The sequence below is a fragment of the Allobaculum sp. genome, assembly GCF_047010065.1.
Taxonomy (GTDB): Bacteria; Bacillota_I; Bacilli_A; order Erysipelotrichales; family Erysipelotrichaceae; genus Allobaculum; species Allobaculum fili.
In genome coordinates this window covers 1-15,557 of record NZ_JBKXLD010000001.1, presented here as the reverse complement: position 1 = coordinate 15,557, position 15,557 = coordinate 1, and the positions used below count along the sequence as shown (strand labels likewise).

The 15,557-nt window shown below is 49.7% G+C and carries 11 protein-coding genes; 3 read left to right on the top strand and 8 right to left on the bottom strand.

All coding sequences use genetic code 11. The annotated features are described in order from the left end of the window. Positions 1–110: 110 nt before the first annotated feature. The 3 genes from ACLUYS_RS00055 to ACLUYS_RS00045 all read right to left on the bottom strand — a co-directional run bounded on the left by ACLUYS_RS00055 (position 111) and on the right by ACLUYS_RS00045 (position 4,462). Positions 111–263: a hypothetical protein gene (locus tag ACLUYS_RS00055; protein WP_230266783.1), complete on the bottom strand. Its 153-nt coding sequence runs from the start codon at positions 261–263 to the stop codon at positions 111–113. Continuing rightward, the gene (locus ACLUYS_RS00050) at positions 260–2,251 is read right to left on the bottom strand and encodes a protein kinase domain-containing protein (RefSeq protein ID WP_412658553.1); all 1,992 of its coding nucleotides are present in this window, start codon (positions 2,249–2,251) and stop codon (positions 260–262) included. The genes ACLUYS_RS00055 and ACLUYS_RS00050 overlap by 4 nt, the downstream gene beginning before the upstream one ends. Positions 2,252–2,419: 168 nt before the next feature. Then, entirely contained in the window at positions 2,420–4,462 is a 2,043-nt protein-coding gene (locus tag ACLUYS_RS00045; protein ID WP_412658551.1) for a tetratricopeptide repeat protein, read from the bottom strand. A gap of 698 nt (positions 4,463–5,160) precedes the next feature. Here ACLUYS_RS00045 and ACLUYS_RS00040 point away from each other — a divergent pair. After that, positions 5,161–5,898 (top strand): hypothetical protein, encoded by a 738-nt coding sequence (locus ACLUYS_RS00040; protein ID WP_412658550.1) that lies wholly within the window; start codon positions 5,161–5,163, stop codon positions 5,896–5,898. Positions 5,899–6,132: 234 nt separating this feature from the next. Then, positions 6,133–6,495, top strand: coding sequence for a helix-turn-helix domain-containing protein (locus ACLUYS_RS00035; protein ID WP_230266787.1), 363 nt, complete (start codon positions 6,133–6,135; stop codon positions 6,493–6,495). A gap of 222 nt (positions 6,496–6,717) precedes the next feature. On the opposite strand, the gene ACLUYS_RS00030 is transcribed toward ACLUYS_RS00035, so the two are convergent. Next, positions 6,718–7,467, bottom strand: a complete 750-nt coding sequence (locus tag ACLUYS_RS00030; RefSeq protein WP_412658549.1) for an NAD-dependent protein deacylase — start codon at positions 7,465–7,467, stop codon at positions 6,718–6,720. A gap of 87 nt (positions 7,468–7,554) precedes the next feature. Continuing rightward, complete coding sequence (locus ACLUYS_RS00025; protein ID WP_230266789.1) at positions 7,555–10,128, bottom strand: ATP-dependent Clp protease ATP-binding subunit; 2,574 nt, start codon at positions 10,126–10,128, stop codon at positions 7,555–7,557. Positions 10,129–10,618: 490 nt separating this feature from the next. On the opposite strand from ACLUYS_RS00025, the gene ACLUYS_RS00020 reads away from it, so the two are divergent. Then, positions 10,619–11,767 carry a leucine-rich repeat domain-containing protein gene (locus tag ACLUYS_RS00020; protein ID WP_412658547.1) on the top strand — a complete coding sequence of 383 codons (1,149 nt, stop codon included), beginning with the start codon at positions 10,619–10,621 and terminating at the stop codon, positions 11,765–11,767. A 254-nt stretch (positions 11,768–12,021) separates the two neighbouring features. Here ACLUYS_RS00020 and ACLUYS_RS00015 read toward each other — a convergent pair whose 3' ends face one another. From ACLUYS_RS00015 to ACLUYS_RS00005, 3 genes are all read right to left on the bottom strand, one after another. Then, positions 12,022–12,738: a hypothetical protein gene (locus tag ACLUYS_RS00015; protein WP_230266791.1), complete on the bottom strand. Its 717-nt coding sequence runs from the start codon at positions 12,736–12,738 to the stop codon at positions 12,022–12,024. Continuing rightward, a complete protein-coding gene (gene nagA / locus ACLUYS_RS00010; RefSeq protein ID WP_230266792.1) occupies positions 12,738–13,874 on the bottom strand; it encodes an N-acetylglucosamine-6-phosphate deacetylase in 1,137 nt (378 codons plus the stop codon). The genes ACLUYS_RS00015 and nagA overlap by 1 nt, the downstream gene beginning before the upstream one ends. Positions 13,875–14,061: 187 nt before the next feature. Continuing rightward, the gene (locus ACLUYS_RS00005) at positions 14,062–15,003 is read right to left on the bottom strand and encodes a YitT family protein (protein ID WP_288339776.1); all 942 of its coding nucleotides are present in this window, start codon (positions 15,001–15,003) and stop codon (positions 14,062–14,064) included. Positions 15,004–15,557 lie beyond the last annotated feature (554 nt).

The window sequence follows — 15,557 nt, the reverse complement described above, 5'->3', positions numbered from 1 at the left end:
ACGTCGGTACGTCGACGCCATCCGGCAAAACCGTCTTTATGGCCTGCCGAGCTTAGCGTTAAGCGCAGGTTCACCCTGAGACGGCTGGCGCATGAGGCTGGCTGAACTGGTCAGCTTTTCGCCCGGTATTCTTCGTGAATCGCCTGAAGAATCTGCTGTTCTTTTTTCTCTTTGACATTGTTCAGATAAATCAGAACGGCCAGACAGATCACAACGCCGACAATGGCAATTCCCAGGCAGATGATTCCGATGGTTTTGTTCATTCGAGCCATCCTCCGTTTTCTACTTCTTCATGCTGGGTTTCGAGCAGATCCATCTCGGTATCTCCAGTCGAGCTGTCGTACTGCGCGAAAGCCTGCTGATAATACTGATCAAAGGTGTGGAACTCCCGGGCCGTAACCGGCGCCGCCAGCTGTCGATCGAGTTCCAGGAACGCGCGGCGTTTCGCATTGTTGTAATGACCGGGCTGTACTTCTTCCATGCGGGCAATGTTTTTTTCCACTTCATCAAAGCGGCCGAGTTTCTGGTTTACTACGGCCAGATTGTTCAGATCCTGATACGAGGCATAGTTCTGATTCACAATTTCCTGAAGAAGATCCGCCTCCTTCTGGAGATACTTCTTGTCTGGCGAATTTGAAGCCAGGCGCGAATAGACGTGAACCAGCCGCTGACGCATTCTTAATCCATACGCCTCGGGCAGTTTTTCGATCGCTTCTTCTAAAAGGCCGGCTGCTTTTTCATACTCGCCGACTTCCATTTTCCAGTCCGGAAGGCGGCAGTAAATCTGATACTGCATAGCCGGATCGGCTGTCTCCATTTTCAGCGCTTCAAGCTGTTCGATCGCCTGCGCGGTATTGCCCATCGCATGCTGGATCTCGCTCTGGGCAAGGACCAGATCGCCAGACGTCAGTCCGCCAGCCTGTGCCTGTTCCAGAACGGTATTCGCCTGATCGAAGTTTCCAAGATACGCCAGCGTGATGGCGTAATCGCGCGCCAGTGCGGCGTCGTCTTCCTGTAATTCGTAGGCTGAAGCGTAATTTTGCGCAGCCGGTTCATACTCGCCAAGCGCAAACTGCGACTCAGCCAGGTTTTTCAGCGCCTGCGCGAGATAGTTCGAATTTTTGGTAATGTCATCCATCTGCAAAACGGTATCCGCCAGATACTGTTCATTTTCCGCATATTTTCCCTGCGCGATCAGCATGTCCGAGCGCAGTAGGTCCGCATAGCCTTTGGAGGAGCTGACTTCCTTGGCTTTCTGATACGTTTCCTGCGCCTGGGCATACTGTCCGTTTCGAATCTGTTCGGTCATGGCCGTCGTGAGATGGTCATACTGATCTTTTCCATCCTGCACGATCAGGTAGACCGAGAACGCGCCGAGCGCGATAAAGAACACCAGCCCGGCAGTACAGAGGGTTTTCAGCGTTTTGACGGTCTTTCGCCATTTGCGAATGCGGCTGCTGGATTCTTCCATCACCGACAGATCTTCCTTCATCTGCTCCGCGGATTCGTAGCGATCTTCCGGCTTTTGCGCGAGCGCCTTTTTCAGAATTTCCATAAACTCTTCTGAAGTTTTCGCGGCCAGCCCGTCCCATTGCGGATCTTCCGGGGTATAAATTTTTCCCATAGCCGCGTGATAGAGGGTGACTCCCAGCGAGTAAATGTCGCTGCGCGGGCTGAGCGCGCGAAAGCCGGGCATGGATCCGTGTGCCTGGAACTGTTCAAACACCCGTTTCTGTTCGGGAGAGCAGTAGTCTGGCGTTCCGCCGATGCCTTCCGCGCTGTTTCCTTCCATCGACGCGTTCAGATCAATAAGAACCGCGTCTCCATTTTTTCGAATCATGATGTTGGCCGGCTTTACGTCCAGATGAAGAATCGGCTTTTCCTGACGATGGAGTTCGCTTAAGGCAGAGGCAATATCCATCCCCATCTGCCGCAGCTGCAGCAGTCCAAGGTTTTCGCCGCTTTCCAGAATCTTTTCGAGCGAGCGCCCGTCAATAAATTCCATGACGGTGAAAAACTTCCCGTCGACTTCGAGGTAATCGTAGACGGCCGGCAAATACCGGCTTTTCAGTTTTTTCAGCAGGTTGGCTTCCATGCGGTTGGCTTCCTCATCGATCGAGGGGTTAAGAATCTGCTTTAAAACGACATACCGCCTCAGGTTGATCTGATAGGCCAGAATCACCAGGCCGCCTGTTCCGCTCCCGATTCTTCCTTTGATCTGATACATTTTCGAAAGTTCCGCTGATGTCATAGTCTTCCCTGCTTCCCTTTTTCTCTCTGTCTGCAAGGATAGACGCCTGCGCGCGTATGGTTTTGCCTGTTCGCTTCCAATGGAAAGGAACGGGCTGCGTACACGCAGACTTCTGTCCTCGTTTTCTGCTTTAGCTTTTATTCCCTGCTTAAGCGTTTACTGGCCGGCTTAAGCTTTTTTCTTTTTCACACCGTCAGCAGCTTCCGCTGGAGCCTGTGAAGGCTCGTCTTCTTTTTTCTGGTCCTGCGATTTTTCTTCCTTTGCTTTCAGTTCTGCGCTGTCTTTTTCATCCGGAGTCTGCGTTTTTTCTTCCGCTTCTGAAATGGCATTAACCCCAGCGTTTTCATTCTGGTCAAAGCGAACCAGTTTCCATTTCCCGTTGATTTTTACCGGCGCAACGCTGCGAATCATCCAGCCGCCGTCTTCAAACTCTCCGGCGTATTCGACTTTCAGACTGCCGTCCAGCATTTCAAATCCTTTTTTGGAATACGTTCCGATTCCATGCAGACCGGGTCTGGAAACGTCCAGGATTCCCTCTTTGGATTTCTTTCCGTCTGCGGAAATGATCGTGAACGTCCGATCTGTGTTCAGCGCTAAGAAGGGGCCCAGAGCATAGTTTTCCGTATTCACTATGCTCATGGCGGGAACTTCGCGTTCGATCAGTGCAAAACAGGGAATCTGTTTTGCATCGTATGGACCGTAGGCTTTCCGGTTTACCGGATTGTAAATATAGAAGACATCCTCTTTCGCTTTGTCCTTTGCAGCAGGTGCCTTCTCATCGGAAGCGGCCTTTTTCTCGACGCGAACCAGAATCGGTGCGGCAGGCTGCTGGATGGCCGCTTTCTCATTTACAGTTTTTTCATTCGCAGAGGTTTCGCCGGACGCCTTTTTTGTATCGTCTGCTCCCGCATTCGGATCCGCTTTTCCATCCTGAGCGGCATCGGCAGCAGATGGATCGGAATCGGACGCGTCGTTGTTCTCCTTAGCAATCGGTGCTTCCTGGGAAGCAATTTTTTCCGAAGTGTTTCCGACTACGATAAGTTCGAGCTTTTCGTTGAGCGCGTAATGCGTCGTCTTTTCTGCAGCCGTTTTTTCATTCTTGTCGGCTGCAGCCGGCTTTTCTTCCTTCTTCGCGGAAGAGGGCTTTTCCTCTTTCTTGACGGGCTCGGCTTTTGCTTCATGCAGATCTTTTGTAATTTCGTACTGTTTGCCCTGATCGTCCGCGCGCAGTGAAACAGACTGGATGCTTTCCGGAATTTTCGCCTGCGAATTTTTCAGCAGAATCTCGCAGCTGAGCTTTCGATCCGTACGGGTAACTTTTCCCTGCGGGGTCACAAAGCCGTAAACGCCGTCGGCGGCGATCAGCCAGCCCTGTTCGCCAATTTCAATCGGGGTAAAATCGAGCGGACCTAAATCCGCAACTTCCGTCCATCCCGGATCGGTTTTTCCGTCTTCTTCCGGTCTGGTTACATTGGCGAGCTGCGTATCAAACTCTTCCTGCTCACTGTCCGGCAGAGTGGCATGCGCATCCGCAACGACCTGCTGGGCTTCAATCACATCTCCGCTTTCGATCAGGACCTGATAAAGAAGGAGGTAGGCGTCGGATCGGGCGGGATTGATTTCAATTGCGGAATTCAGAAGACGGACAGCGGTCGCCACATCCGCCTGTTCAAGGGAATCCATCGCCTCATTCATATGCTTGCTGTACTGAATCGTATCGGCAGCCGCATTCATGACTTCTTCGATCGGTACGGCCTGACCCGCTTCGGCCATCTCGTTCACGTTTTGGGTAAACGTATCGTTTTCCTGCTGATCCAGAACGGTCTGCGCTTCTTCTACGAGCCCGACGAGCTGTTCTTCGTCGCCCTGATTCGAATACAGAGAATAGAGCTGTTCGTACGTATCGGATCGTTTCGGATCAATTTTCTTGGCTTCCAGAAGCGCTTCTTCCGCTTTGTCGTAATCCTGAGTTTCCATATATTTTTCTGCAGCCGCAATCGCTGCTTCATAGGAGTTTCCAGAATTCATCGACCGGCCCATCCAGCTGCCAAGGCCTACCCCGGCAGCGACGACTGCAGCCGTGCATCCAATTAAGATTCCTTTTTTGGCGCCTTTGGAAAGGCCGCCTTTCTTTTCGGGAGCCGGTGCTCCGCAGTTCATGCAGAACTTCATGCCGTCTGGAATTTCTGCTTTGCATTTTGGACATTTCATATGGGTTCTTCCTGCCTTTTCTTCTCTTTTCACTACCGTAGAAACCGCCGTTTCCCGGTCTGCCTTCAAGCCTTGCGAAGGTTCGCCAGGAAATGCGTGCTTTATCTTTAACCGTTCTTTGTGCCGGTTGATTTGTTAGGACACTCCGAGCCTTTCCTCCGCTGTGATGTATAGGAAAGGCTCGAATTCGATCTAGATATAATCGTAATTAAAATTTACTGCCTTTCTTCGTTTCCCAAAAAGAAGGGGTGATTCTGTCGGCTTTCGAACTTGTTTTTGCCCAATCTGCGCAGTTTTTGTGTCGTAAGTTTTCCATTCTCTCGCATGCCCTGGATCATCCGCTCGCGTTCCGACCGTCCGATTGGCCGATCCGGGTGTAATTCTTTCTTCGGTTTCTCTGGCTCTCACAGCGCCGGCCTTTTTTCGGAACAGAATTTCCGGTTTGGTCCTGCAAAAAAGAGCGCCTTCCAAAAGCGCCCGGATCCTCTCCAAAGAAAGGGTTCGTCTTTGAAGATCTCTTCTGTTTGAGCTCAGAGCAGAATTTTTACCCCTCCAAAATTCAGTTTTCTCGTACTTCTATACTGAAAACCAGATACAGGTTCGGTTCCCCCGATCGCTTCTCTTTATCGCTGAGAAGCGAAGGAATCGAATTCGCGTTCCGTTCCTGGTTTCTCAGGGAAAAAAGGAGGAAATACATTATGCATTACGACTATGCAGAAGAAACCCATAAATGGGTTCTGGATGCGTTTGAAGAAATCGGCATCCACAAATTCGACGACACGAACGACGGCCTGATCCGCTTCTCCATGCTTGTGCCGAAGTCCAAATTCAGAGCCTACGATTTCGCGATCCGGCTGTGCGATCATACCCTCACCATGTACATGATCGCTCCCTTCCGCGGGGATGACAGCGATCGCAAAATGATGACGAAACTGGCTGTTCTTCAGACGAATGCCAACTACGGGCTGCGCAACGGAAACTTCGAAATGGATTTGCGCGATGGAGAAATCCGCTACAAAACGTACATCAACCTGGAAAACAGTACCGTAAATCCAGACGTGCTCGATGACGCGATCCACATGTCCATCGCCGCCTTCGACGTCTATGGAAAGGATATGGCGAAGATCGTCTATGGATTCGGTCAGGAATCCGAAGACGAAGAATTGGATGACGAAAAAGACGAAACGGAATCCGTTGCCGTCCACAGCGATTCCCCGATCCGCCGGCTGCGCGCGAAAATCATCGAGGCGCTCGAGATGCAGCCGACAGAAAACTTCTTTGAACATCTCTATCAGCTCTTTGGCGGCGAATCCCCCGAAGGGGAAACCGCGGACCCGGAAACCGTCATCGATCTGGTTGCGGAAACACTCGATCTGCCCCCTACAAAGATTCTGGAAACGATCATGGACACGCTTCGCGAGTTCAGCGGGGAGTAAGAGGCCGGATCGGCTGAACCCATCCGCAAACCAGACGGATCCAGAAGGTATTTTTCTCGTCTGAGGCTTTCTGATCTGGTGACGCTCAAATACCACAAAACCATGCAAGGTACAGCTCAAAAAGCTGTACCTTGTCTGTTTTCGGATGTCCTGTCCGTCTGGATCTGTCTTTTGAGGAAAGATTTACAGAATATCTTGCTTTTTACGCTATACTTAAAGCAAGGAATTATACATATGACAATTGGTGACCGTCTTAAATACATTCGAATTCAGCGCAAGAAAACTCTTGAAGAAGTCGCGGCAGCCGTCGGCGTCAACCCGACTTCCATTTCCAAATACGAGACCAACCGCATCAAGAACATCCCCCAGAAAAAGCTCGAAGAGCTTGCCCGCTATTTTGACGTCTCCATTTATTACATTCTGGGACTGACCGATCCGGGAGACGCTTCCCCTCTGATTCTTTCGATTGATGAACAGATGCTCGTTGAAGACTATCGAAAGCTTTCCCATGAGGATCAGGTCACCGTGCAGATTCTGGTCAAGCGGCTGCTTGAAGTGGCGTCCGATCCGAAGGATTATGTGCAGCTGACGCTGTGACCTTTTCCTGCCAGATCCTGTTCTTTATCCAAAACAGACAGAAGAATCCGGATCCATCTGGATCCATAATTTCTAGCTTCGCAAATTTATAGCTTTACGCTTCGCGAAAAAAGCCGCAGTCCGACACATCGATCGTGTGTCCAACTGCGGCTTTCGTGTTTATCAGAGATTCAACAGGAACGAAGAAACCGGGCTGGAAACGGTCTTCCTTCCAGTTCTGTCCTATTTTTCGGCTTTGAGTTCCTTTACGGCTTCGCCGAGAACTTTGCCGATGGAATCGTGAATGACCAGATCCGCCTGATTGTCATACGGGGTGCTGTCCCGGTTGATCAGAACAAGGTAGCGGCCGCGGAAATACTGCAGAAGTCCGGCTGCCGGGTAAACCTGAAGGCTGGTACCGCCAACGATCATGCAGTCAGCCTGAGCGATAGCCGAAACCGCCTGGTTCAGAACGCTGCCGTCCAGGGATTCTTCATACAGAACGACATCCGGTTTAATGATGGCGCCGTCTTTCGGATCTCTTGGAATGCCGTCCTGATCGCGGTTTTTCATCGTTTCTTCGAGCGTGAAAAACGTATGGTCTTTCGTACAGTAGTTGCGCAGAACGGATCCGTGCAGTTCCAGCACGTTGAGCGATCCGGCTTTCTGATGCAGACCGTCAATGTTCTGGGTAATTACGGCTTTCAGCTTGCCCATCTTTTCCAGATCCGCCAGCGCGTAATGCGCGGCGTTTGGAACGGCGTCGAGATAAATCATTTCATTGAAGTAGAAATTGAAAAATTCCTTGGGGTGACGGACAAAAAACGAATGGGAAAGCATCGTTTCCGCCGGATAGGGATACTTGTTTTCCTTTTTCTCTCCATAGAGACCCGTCGGAGAACGGAAATCTGGAATATTGCTTTCGGTCGAAACGCCGGCTCCGCCAAAAAAGACAATATTGCTGGAATCGCGAAGAATATCTGTAAGCGTCATATGGCTTTACTCCTTTATTTTCCTGCCTGGGCAGCCGTCAGGCTGAAAAAAGACCGGAAGAAAATCTCTCCCGGTCTGATTATAAATCTAGTCTTCTTTTTTAATGATGCCGACGGTGAATTTTCCGTCTTTGATATCTACATAGATATCGGCGTCGTTCATGATGCCTTCTTCAATCATCTTACGGGCGATGTCCGTTTCGAGATAACGCTGAATGTAACGCTTCATTGGACGAGCACCAAAGACAGGGTCTACGCCGTTTTCGGCGATCTTGTCGTAGGCTTTGTCGCTGACATGCAGGCGAATATTTTTTTCAGCCAGACGATGTTCGAGTTCGCCGACGAACTTGTGCGCGATCTTGATGAAGGCTTTGTCATCGAGTGCGTTGAAGACCACGATGTCATCAATACGGTTGATGAATTCTGGACGGAAGTGCTTCTTAACTTCTTCCATGTATTTCTCATGGAGAATTTCCGGTTCCTTGGCATACTCAAACGCATACTGAGCGCCGAGGTTGGACGTCAGAATGATAATCGTATTCTTGAAGTCGACGGTAACCCCCTTGGAGTCGGTGATACGGCCGTCATCGAGGATCTGCAGCAGAACGTTGAAGACATCCGGATGGGCTTTTTCTACCTCATCAAAGAGGACGATCGAGTACGGATTACGACGAACGGCTTCTGTCAGCTGACCGCCTTCTTCGTGTCCAACGTATCCAGGAGGCGCTCCGATCAGACGGCTCACAGCATGTTTCTCCATATATTCCGACATGTCGATTCGTACGATATGACGTTCATCATCGAACAGCTGCTGTGCCAGCGTCTTGGCGACTTCGGTTTTACCTACGCCGGTAGGACCGAGGAACAGGAAGGAACCGATCGGCCGGTTTTCATCCTGAATCTGCGCTTTGGAACGAAGGATGGCATCGACAACCAGATTGATCGCATGATCCTGGCCGACAACGCGTTTTTCCATTTCGTTCTGGAGATTGAGCAGTTTCTTGCGTTCGCTCTCAACCAGACGGCTGACTTCTACGCCGGTCCAGCGGGAAATAATCTTGGCGATCATTTCTTCGTTGACGGTTTCCTGAATCAGAGCATCTTCACCGGCTTCTTCTCCCTGACGGGCAGCAATGCGGGCTTCGAGCTCAGGAATTGTTGCGTAGCGCAGTTTGGCTGCATCTTCGTAGCGGGCTTCGTTCTGGGCAGTTTCCAGATCGAGCTTGGCTTTTTCAAGGGCCTGCTTGTCTTCTTTTGCGAGTTCAATTTCACGCTTTTCGTCTTCCCACTTGGAGTAGAGTTCATCACGCTTGGATTGCAGACGGCCCATTTCTTCTTCAATTTCTTTACGGCGTTCCGCGGCTTTCTTATCGTCTTCATCCATCAGAGACGTTTTCTCAATCTGGAGAAGCATGATCTTACGCTGCAGTTCGTCGAGTTCCTGCGGCATGGATTCCATTTCGACTTTCAGCGTCGCACAGGCTTCGTCGACCAGGTCGATGGCTTTATCCGGCAGGAAACGGTCGGTAATGTAACGATCGGAAAGCGCGGCGGCAGCAACGAGCGAATCGTCGTTGATGTGTACGCCATGGTAGGATTCAAAACGGTCTTTCAAACCGCGCAGAATGGAAATGGTATCTTCTACGTTTGGTTCCTTGACCTGAACCTGCTGGAAACGGCGTTCGAGAGCCGCATCCTTTTCGATGTATTTGCGGTATTCGTTAAAGGTGGTGGCACCAATCATGTGCAGTTCGCCGCGCGCCAGCATTGGCTTGAGCAGGTTGGCTGCATCCATGGAACCTTCGGTCTTGCCGGCGCCGACCAGGTTATGAATTTCATCAATAAACAGAATGATCTGACCCTGAGACTGTTTGACTTCATCCAGAATGGCTTTCAGTCGTTCCTCAAATTCGCCGCGGTATTTCGCGCCGGCGATCAGAGATCCCATATCCAGTTCGATCAGTTTCTTGTCTTTCAGAGATTCTGGAACATCATCCTTGAAAATACGCCATGCGAGTCCTTCAACAACAGCCGTTTTACCAACGCCTGGTTCACCAATCAGAACCGGGTTGTTTTTGGTTTTACGTGAAAGGATCTGCATCATCCGGCGGATCTCATCATCACGTCCAATGATTGGATCAATTTTGCCTTCGCGTACTTCAGCGACCAGGTCGCGTCCATATTTTTTCAGGGCTTCAAGGTTTTCTTCAGAATTCGGGGTATCCATTTTACGTCCTCCGCGGCGTTCCAGTTCAGCCTGGTAGCACTGCTGCTCGGTCAGGTTGAAAATCTGAACCAGCTTGCGGGAGATATACGACTTGTTGAACATCAGAGCAATCCAGAGCGTAGCCGTACTGAGGTAGGTCTCTTCGTGTTCCGCTGCCCATTTGGACGCGGTCTCGATGGACTTCTGAACTTCATTGCTCAGGTTGATGTTTGCGGAGCTGGATTTAACGATATTCTTTTCTTCTTCACGGATTACGGAAAGAGCAGTCTGCGGATTCACATTCAGCCGATCAAACAGGCCTTTGAGAGTACCGTCTTTGAACATCGCCTCGAGAACATCAATCGTATCCACGCTGGCATGAGATTTTGCTTTCGCATCATTCATGGCTTCAACCAGGATCTTCTGAAGATTCTCGGACATCTTATCAAATTCCATACTTTCCCTCCTTGTCTATCTAACATCCTCATTATAGGCGCAGGACTTCATTCCCATTTCGAGGATGCCTAAAACATTTATCACTCCGCAATGCAGACCGCCTAAGCCCGTCCTGTACACTGAAACGCTTCCTCTAGCTCGTCAGTTTCAGCATTGTGTACAGGCCTGGCATCGTTTAAAAGCACATTGACCGTATTTCTATTCGGGCAAAGCCTCATAACCTCTTCTTTTTAAAGACTACAGTGATCTTAGCGAGTTCTGCTCGATCCGATGGAAGCCCATTCCCCCAGAAGTAATGCCTTCAAGCCCGGTTTCTTTTTTTTCTGGACGTATTTGGCTTAGATAAACCGCTGACCAGAATTCAATTTTAGTCCCGGCTGCGAATGTTTTCTTTTTGTTCAGACTGCGCTTTCCAGAGATGATCCTGCACGTCATTCGCTCTTCCATTAAAATTTAAATTCCATAATATTTCACAGTCTGGAGAATAGACATGCCCATTTCCGACAACAAAACAATCATTCGACTCGATTCCCAATTTTTCCCGGACGCTCAGTTTCGAAAAGCCGTCTGCAAGCAGTGCAAGCTGAAGGAAGGCGATGTTCTGAATCTCGATATTCTTTCCCGGATCGAAAACCTCGACCTCTCCTCCCTTTTTATTGACAGTCTGGAAGGCATTGAACATTTCCGCTATCTCAAAAAGCTCGACGTCAGCCTCAATTTTTTGAAAGCGCTCGATATTTCCAGCCTCGTTTATCTGGAAAATCTCAACTGCGATGGCAATTACCTCACCGAGCTCACCCTCGGTTCACATGAACACCTGCGCAAGCTTTCCTGCCGGGAAAACCGGTTAACCTCTCTGAACTTAAGTGAAGTGCCGGCGCTCACGTCTTTATCGTGTCAGGAAAACCGCCTGCGCGGACTGGATCTGCGTGCCTGCCCCAACATTGAAAAAGTCCGCGTGTACGCCAATCCGCTGCGTCAGCTTTTCGTCGATGGATGCTCCCGTCTGCGCAAGCTCGACTGCCGCTGCGGCCGTCTGCAGTCTCTCGTATTCAAATCCAGCCCCGCATTAAAAGAACTCTTCTGCTCCGAAAACCTTCTGACGGAACTCGATGTAAAAAGCTGTCTGAATCTGCAGGTTCTCGACTGCTCCAGCAACCTTCTTTCTTCTCTGGATCCAGGCAACCTCGAAAACCTTACCGAATTCAACTGTTCCGATAATCAGCTCAAGGAGCTGACCGTTTACCCATGGCAGGATCTCATCGATTTTGACTGCTCGAACAACCAGCTTCATGAACTGGAAATTGTTACCTTTGAAGAACTCGAAAAAATCGACTGCTCCAGCAACGATCTCGAAAAGCTGACCGTAAACGACTGTCCCTGGCTCATGTACCTCAAATGCCAGCACAATCATCTGAAGACGCTGAACATTCTCGACTGCCCGGATCTCGCCCATCTCAACTGCTCCGATAACCAGATTACGCAGCTGAACATTAACGACTGCATTTCTCTGGTCAGTCTCAACGCCTCCAGAAACGACCTTAAGGAAATTGATCTGCGGGAGTGCGAACAGCTTTCCCACGTCAACGCCGATCATAACGTCCGCGTTTACGCGAAAGACATTCCGTTAAACAGCTGAAGATCGTTTCATTCTTTCCATAAATCTATAAATCCGCTGCGGGGATCATTTATTCGATGATCCCCGTTTTTCTCTGCTTCTGAAAAGGGCGGACTTTCTTCTTCTGCTCAGTTTTTCAACGATTTTGACGAAAGACGATAGACGAAAGACGATATAAGAAAAGCGAGGCAACTTACTTAGAAGATCCTCGCAGTTTTTTTATGAATTCTCGCTTTTTAGAGCGGGCTTCTATCTGGTTTTGCTTAATAATCGGATCAGCCGAGATTTTCCTCTTCGTCATCGCTGGATTGGTCATCATCCAGAACTTCCATGCGGGCATAGGTGACGATCCATTCATCTCTGGCTGCCACGGATTCGGACTTGGTCAGAGGCGAATACAGCATCTGATCGAAGACGCTTTTCGGAGCGCAGATATTCTGGGCGCCGGCCTGAATGGCCATATGGAACTGACTGGAATCGGAAACGACGACCAGAACGCGATCAGGATCATAGTCTTCGTTGGGCGAATAGGCACCAGCCGTATTGAGGACGTCTTCAACGAGGCCTTCAATTGGTGCAAAGCGGGAAATCTTTTCAAGATCCAGAATGGTCAGCCACGCCTGGTTATGCATGGAGGCCATCGCCTGTTCGAGGGTAAAGATTCGGCCGCAGGCTGTCGGAATATGAAGCGTATGCGCGGCTTTGAGGGTCATGTAGCCCTGGGAATCCGCAGTGACCACGGGAATCAGACGCGGTGAGAATGCCTGCAGGTGTCTTCCCTCTTCAAGAATGCTGCGGAAGCTGGGAGCGATTGAATAGAGCAGGATATTCTGGCTTTCGCTCATGACTTCAAGAAGCGAATTCAGCGTCTCCTTGACGTTTTTATTCGATCTTGAAAAATCCATGGGTTCGGTATAGACACCGCTCAGGGTAATCGCCTGATTGACTTCGAGAAATTCAGCGGGATCGATGGTCTGCAGGTAATACTTCACTAGAATGCCTTCTTTCCTTTGGTGTAGGTCATGACTACGTCGTAGTTCGGATCGAGAACGACGAGGTCAGCGTCCTTTCCGGCCTGGATGGAGCCTTTGCGATCGTTGACGCCAAGCAGAGTAGCCGGGTTGATCGTTACGGAGTTGATGGCGGAAAGCCATGGAACCCCGGCTTCTTCAAGAACTTTCAGACCTTTGTTTACGTTCAGTGTGGAACCGGCAAGTCCGCCTGTGGATGTCAGGTGAGCGGATCCGTCCGGCATCAGTTCGATTTCGTTTCCGCCAAAGAGAACCTTAGTTCCAGTCGGCAGAGATTTAACCATCAGGGAGTCAGTAACCATGATGGCGAAGTTTGGACCTTTGGCTTTGTAGAAGTCGAAGATCGCTTCTTTTGTGGAATGGTTTCCGTCACAGATCAGTTCGCCGTATACGTCACTGAAGCGGAACGCTGCACCGACCAGTCCTGGTTCTCTGTGATGGAATTTGGTCATGCCGTTGTAGACATGCGTCATGGACATCGCGCCGTTGGCTACGCCAAGCAGTGCCTGTTCATAGGTGGCTCCGGAGTGACCCTGGCTGACTACAATGCCGTGATCCACGCAGAAGTGAGTCAGTTCATAGTCGCAGTCATGTTCGGTGGCCATGGTGATCAGCTTGATCAGATGATCGGAAGCTTCGTAGTAGCGCTTGAACTGTTCTACGTCCGGTTTTACGCAGTATTGTTCCGGCTGAGCGCCCTTATACACCTGATCAAGGTACGGACCTTCGAAATGGATACCGAGAATTTCAGCGCCTTCGTAGCCTTCGCGTACGACTTTGGCGACGTTCTTAACCGCAGCCGTCAGAACTTCTTCAGACTGGGTGATGGTTGTCGGCAGGATGCCGGTAACGCCTTCGCGAACGATGTTCTTCATCCAGTTGCGCAGGCCTTCTTCCGTAGCGTCATTGGTGTCCCATCCATAGGCGCCATGGGTATGCTGATCGATGAAGCCAGGAACGATGCGCAGATCGCCATAGTCTTCGTCAACAGGCAGGGTTTCGTAAGGGAGAATCGCTTCAATCTTTTCGCCATTCGTCTTGATCTGGCATGGCATGAAAGTATCAACGACCCATACTCTACGGCTTTGAATAATCATAAAATGTTTCCTCCGTGATCCAGTTCTGCTGGATCCTTGTATGGGTCAAAAGGCAGTCGTCCGGCTGCCCTTTGACAATGATCACCATTTATTTTATCCAGTTTCTGCCCTTGTAAATGTTAATAATTACAAATTTGTCAAAAACGATAAACAAGCATTTGATTCGCTACAGCTTTCAAAAACAGGATTATTCCATTAACCGGCGTTCGTAATTTCCAAGGGCTGCCTTGGTCCGGTTGAGCAGAAGGAAAGCTTTCGGATCGTATTCCTGAATCAGCTTTTTCATGTAACGGACTTCGTAGCGGTTCATGACGCAGAGAAGAATTTCCTTGTCGTCGCCGGTATAGGCGCCGTTGCCTTTCCACCAGGTTACGCCGCGGTGGATTCGATCGAGAATAACGTGTTTCAGTTCGGGGTTCGAGGTAATGATCATAGCTGTCATCGAAATGTTCTGCAGGTGTACCTGGTCGCTGACAAAGTACATGATGACGATGAACAGCGTGGAATACAGAGCGTTTTCCAGACCGTAGATCGAAATGGCGAACAGTTCAACGAACGCGTTAACGATGTAGGAAATCTTGCCGACGGAGAATCCGGGTTTGGTTACCGAGAAATAGACGCCGAGAATATCCAGACCGCCTGCGCTGCCCGCAGACTGCAGGCAAAGACCGATGCCAAGACCGCCAAGGATCGCACCAAAGATAACGTTGGTGAGCGGATCCGCGAAGATCGGGGTTGTTGGAACGCTTAAGAAAGAAAGCAGAGTCGACTGAATCAGAATGGAAAGAATCGTTTTGAAAAGGAAGCTCTTGCTTAAGGCTTTCCAGGCCAGGATGAACAGCGGGATGTTCATCAGGGTGTTAAAAAGACCGGACAGCTTTACGGAACCGCAGATCATCTGCGAAGCGATCTGGGCGATACCGATCAGGCCGCCCGTATTGAATTTCCAGGGGGAAATAAAGACGTTGACGCCAATTGGAAAAAGAATGCTGCCGACGATCAGCAGAAAATACTGATACGCTTTGTGCTTTGTAAATATCTTTTTCTTTTTGGGTTCAAGATGTTTTGCATCTTTTGGCATAACAGGATCGGACTGCAGCGTGCCGTTTTGGTTGGGGGATGAATTCACGTTGGTATACCTCTGTTTCTTTTCTTATCGACAGAATTTTTCTTGTTTGTTACCAGACCAAGACCGTCTCCTGTCTCTGACGGTTTTTCGTTTCGATTTTTGGGGCGTTCTGGGAACCCATCGTCTGTGCATGGATGAAATCCTCAGAACTGCACAAAACCAAAACGAAGGCAGGAATCATAAATTCCTTGTTCAGTTAAGCAACTCATCTTATTTAATAAGTATTTAAATCTTAAGTCAGGGTTTTGGCTCTTTCAAACGGGCTGACCCTCTAACCGCGCCGCTCGTTTTCTGACCAAAAAGGCGATGTCTTTGGGGGAAAGGACTAGTCGTTCAAACATTGGACGCGTTTTCGTCCGTCTGTATTTTGCAATGGAAAAGCCTGTATTCTGACGTGCTTTTGGAAGCGAACCAGCTCAGCTTCGGGCTTTTTTGTACTCTCCTCTTCCTTCGGTTTTTTGAGAAAGCCTTCCATATTCGAATGGCTTGCTCAGAAAAGAAGAAAAAGATCGTTCTGAATTTCCGCCTTCTGACGTCCGTTCACTCACTGCAAC

What these genes read in the sequence shown, in the direction of transcription:
- ACLUYS_RS00055 (WP_230266783.1), bottom strand. Translation starts at nt 263, where the DNA reads ATGAACAAAACCATCGGAATCATCTGCCTGGGAATTGCCATTGTCGGC.
- ACLUYS_RS00050 (WP_412658553.1), bottom strand. Translation starts at nt 2,251, where the DNA reads ATGACATCAGCGGAACTTTCGAAAATGTATCAGATCAAAGGAAGAATC.
- ACLUYS_RS00045 (WP_412658551.1), bottom strand. Translation starts at nt 4,462, where the DNA reads ATGAAATGTCCAAAATGCAAAGCAGAAATTCCAGACGGCATGAAGTTC.
- ACLUYS_RS00040 (WP_412658550.1), top strand. Translation starts at nt 5,161, where the DNA reads ATGCATTACGACTATGCAGAAGAAACCCATAAATGGGTTCTGGATGCG.
- ACLUYS_RS00035 (WP_230266787.1), top strand. Translation starts at nt 6,133, where the DNA reads ATGACAATTGGTGACCGTCTTAAATACATTCGAATTCAGCGCAAGAAA.
- ACLUYS_RS00030 (WP_412658549.1), bottom strand. Translation starts at nt 7,467, where the DNA reads ATGACGCTTACAGATATTCTTCGCGATTCCAGCAATATTGTCTTTTTT.
- ACLUYS_RS00025 (WP_230266789.1), bottom strand. Translation starts at nt 10,128, where the DNA reads ATGGAATTTGATAAGATGTCCGAGAATCTTCAGAAGATCCTGGTTGAA.
- ACLUYS_RS00020 (WP_412658547.1), top strand. Translation starts at nt 10,619, where the DNA reads ATGCCCATTTCCGACAACAAAACAATCATTCGACTCGATTCCCAATTT.
- nagA (WP_230266792.1), bottom strand. Translation starts at nt 13,874, where the DNA reads ATGATTATTCAAAGCCGTAGAGTATGGGTCGTTGATACTTTCATGCCA.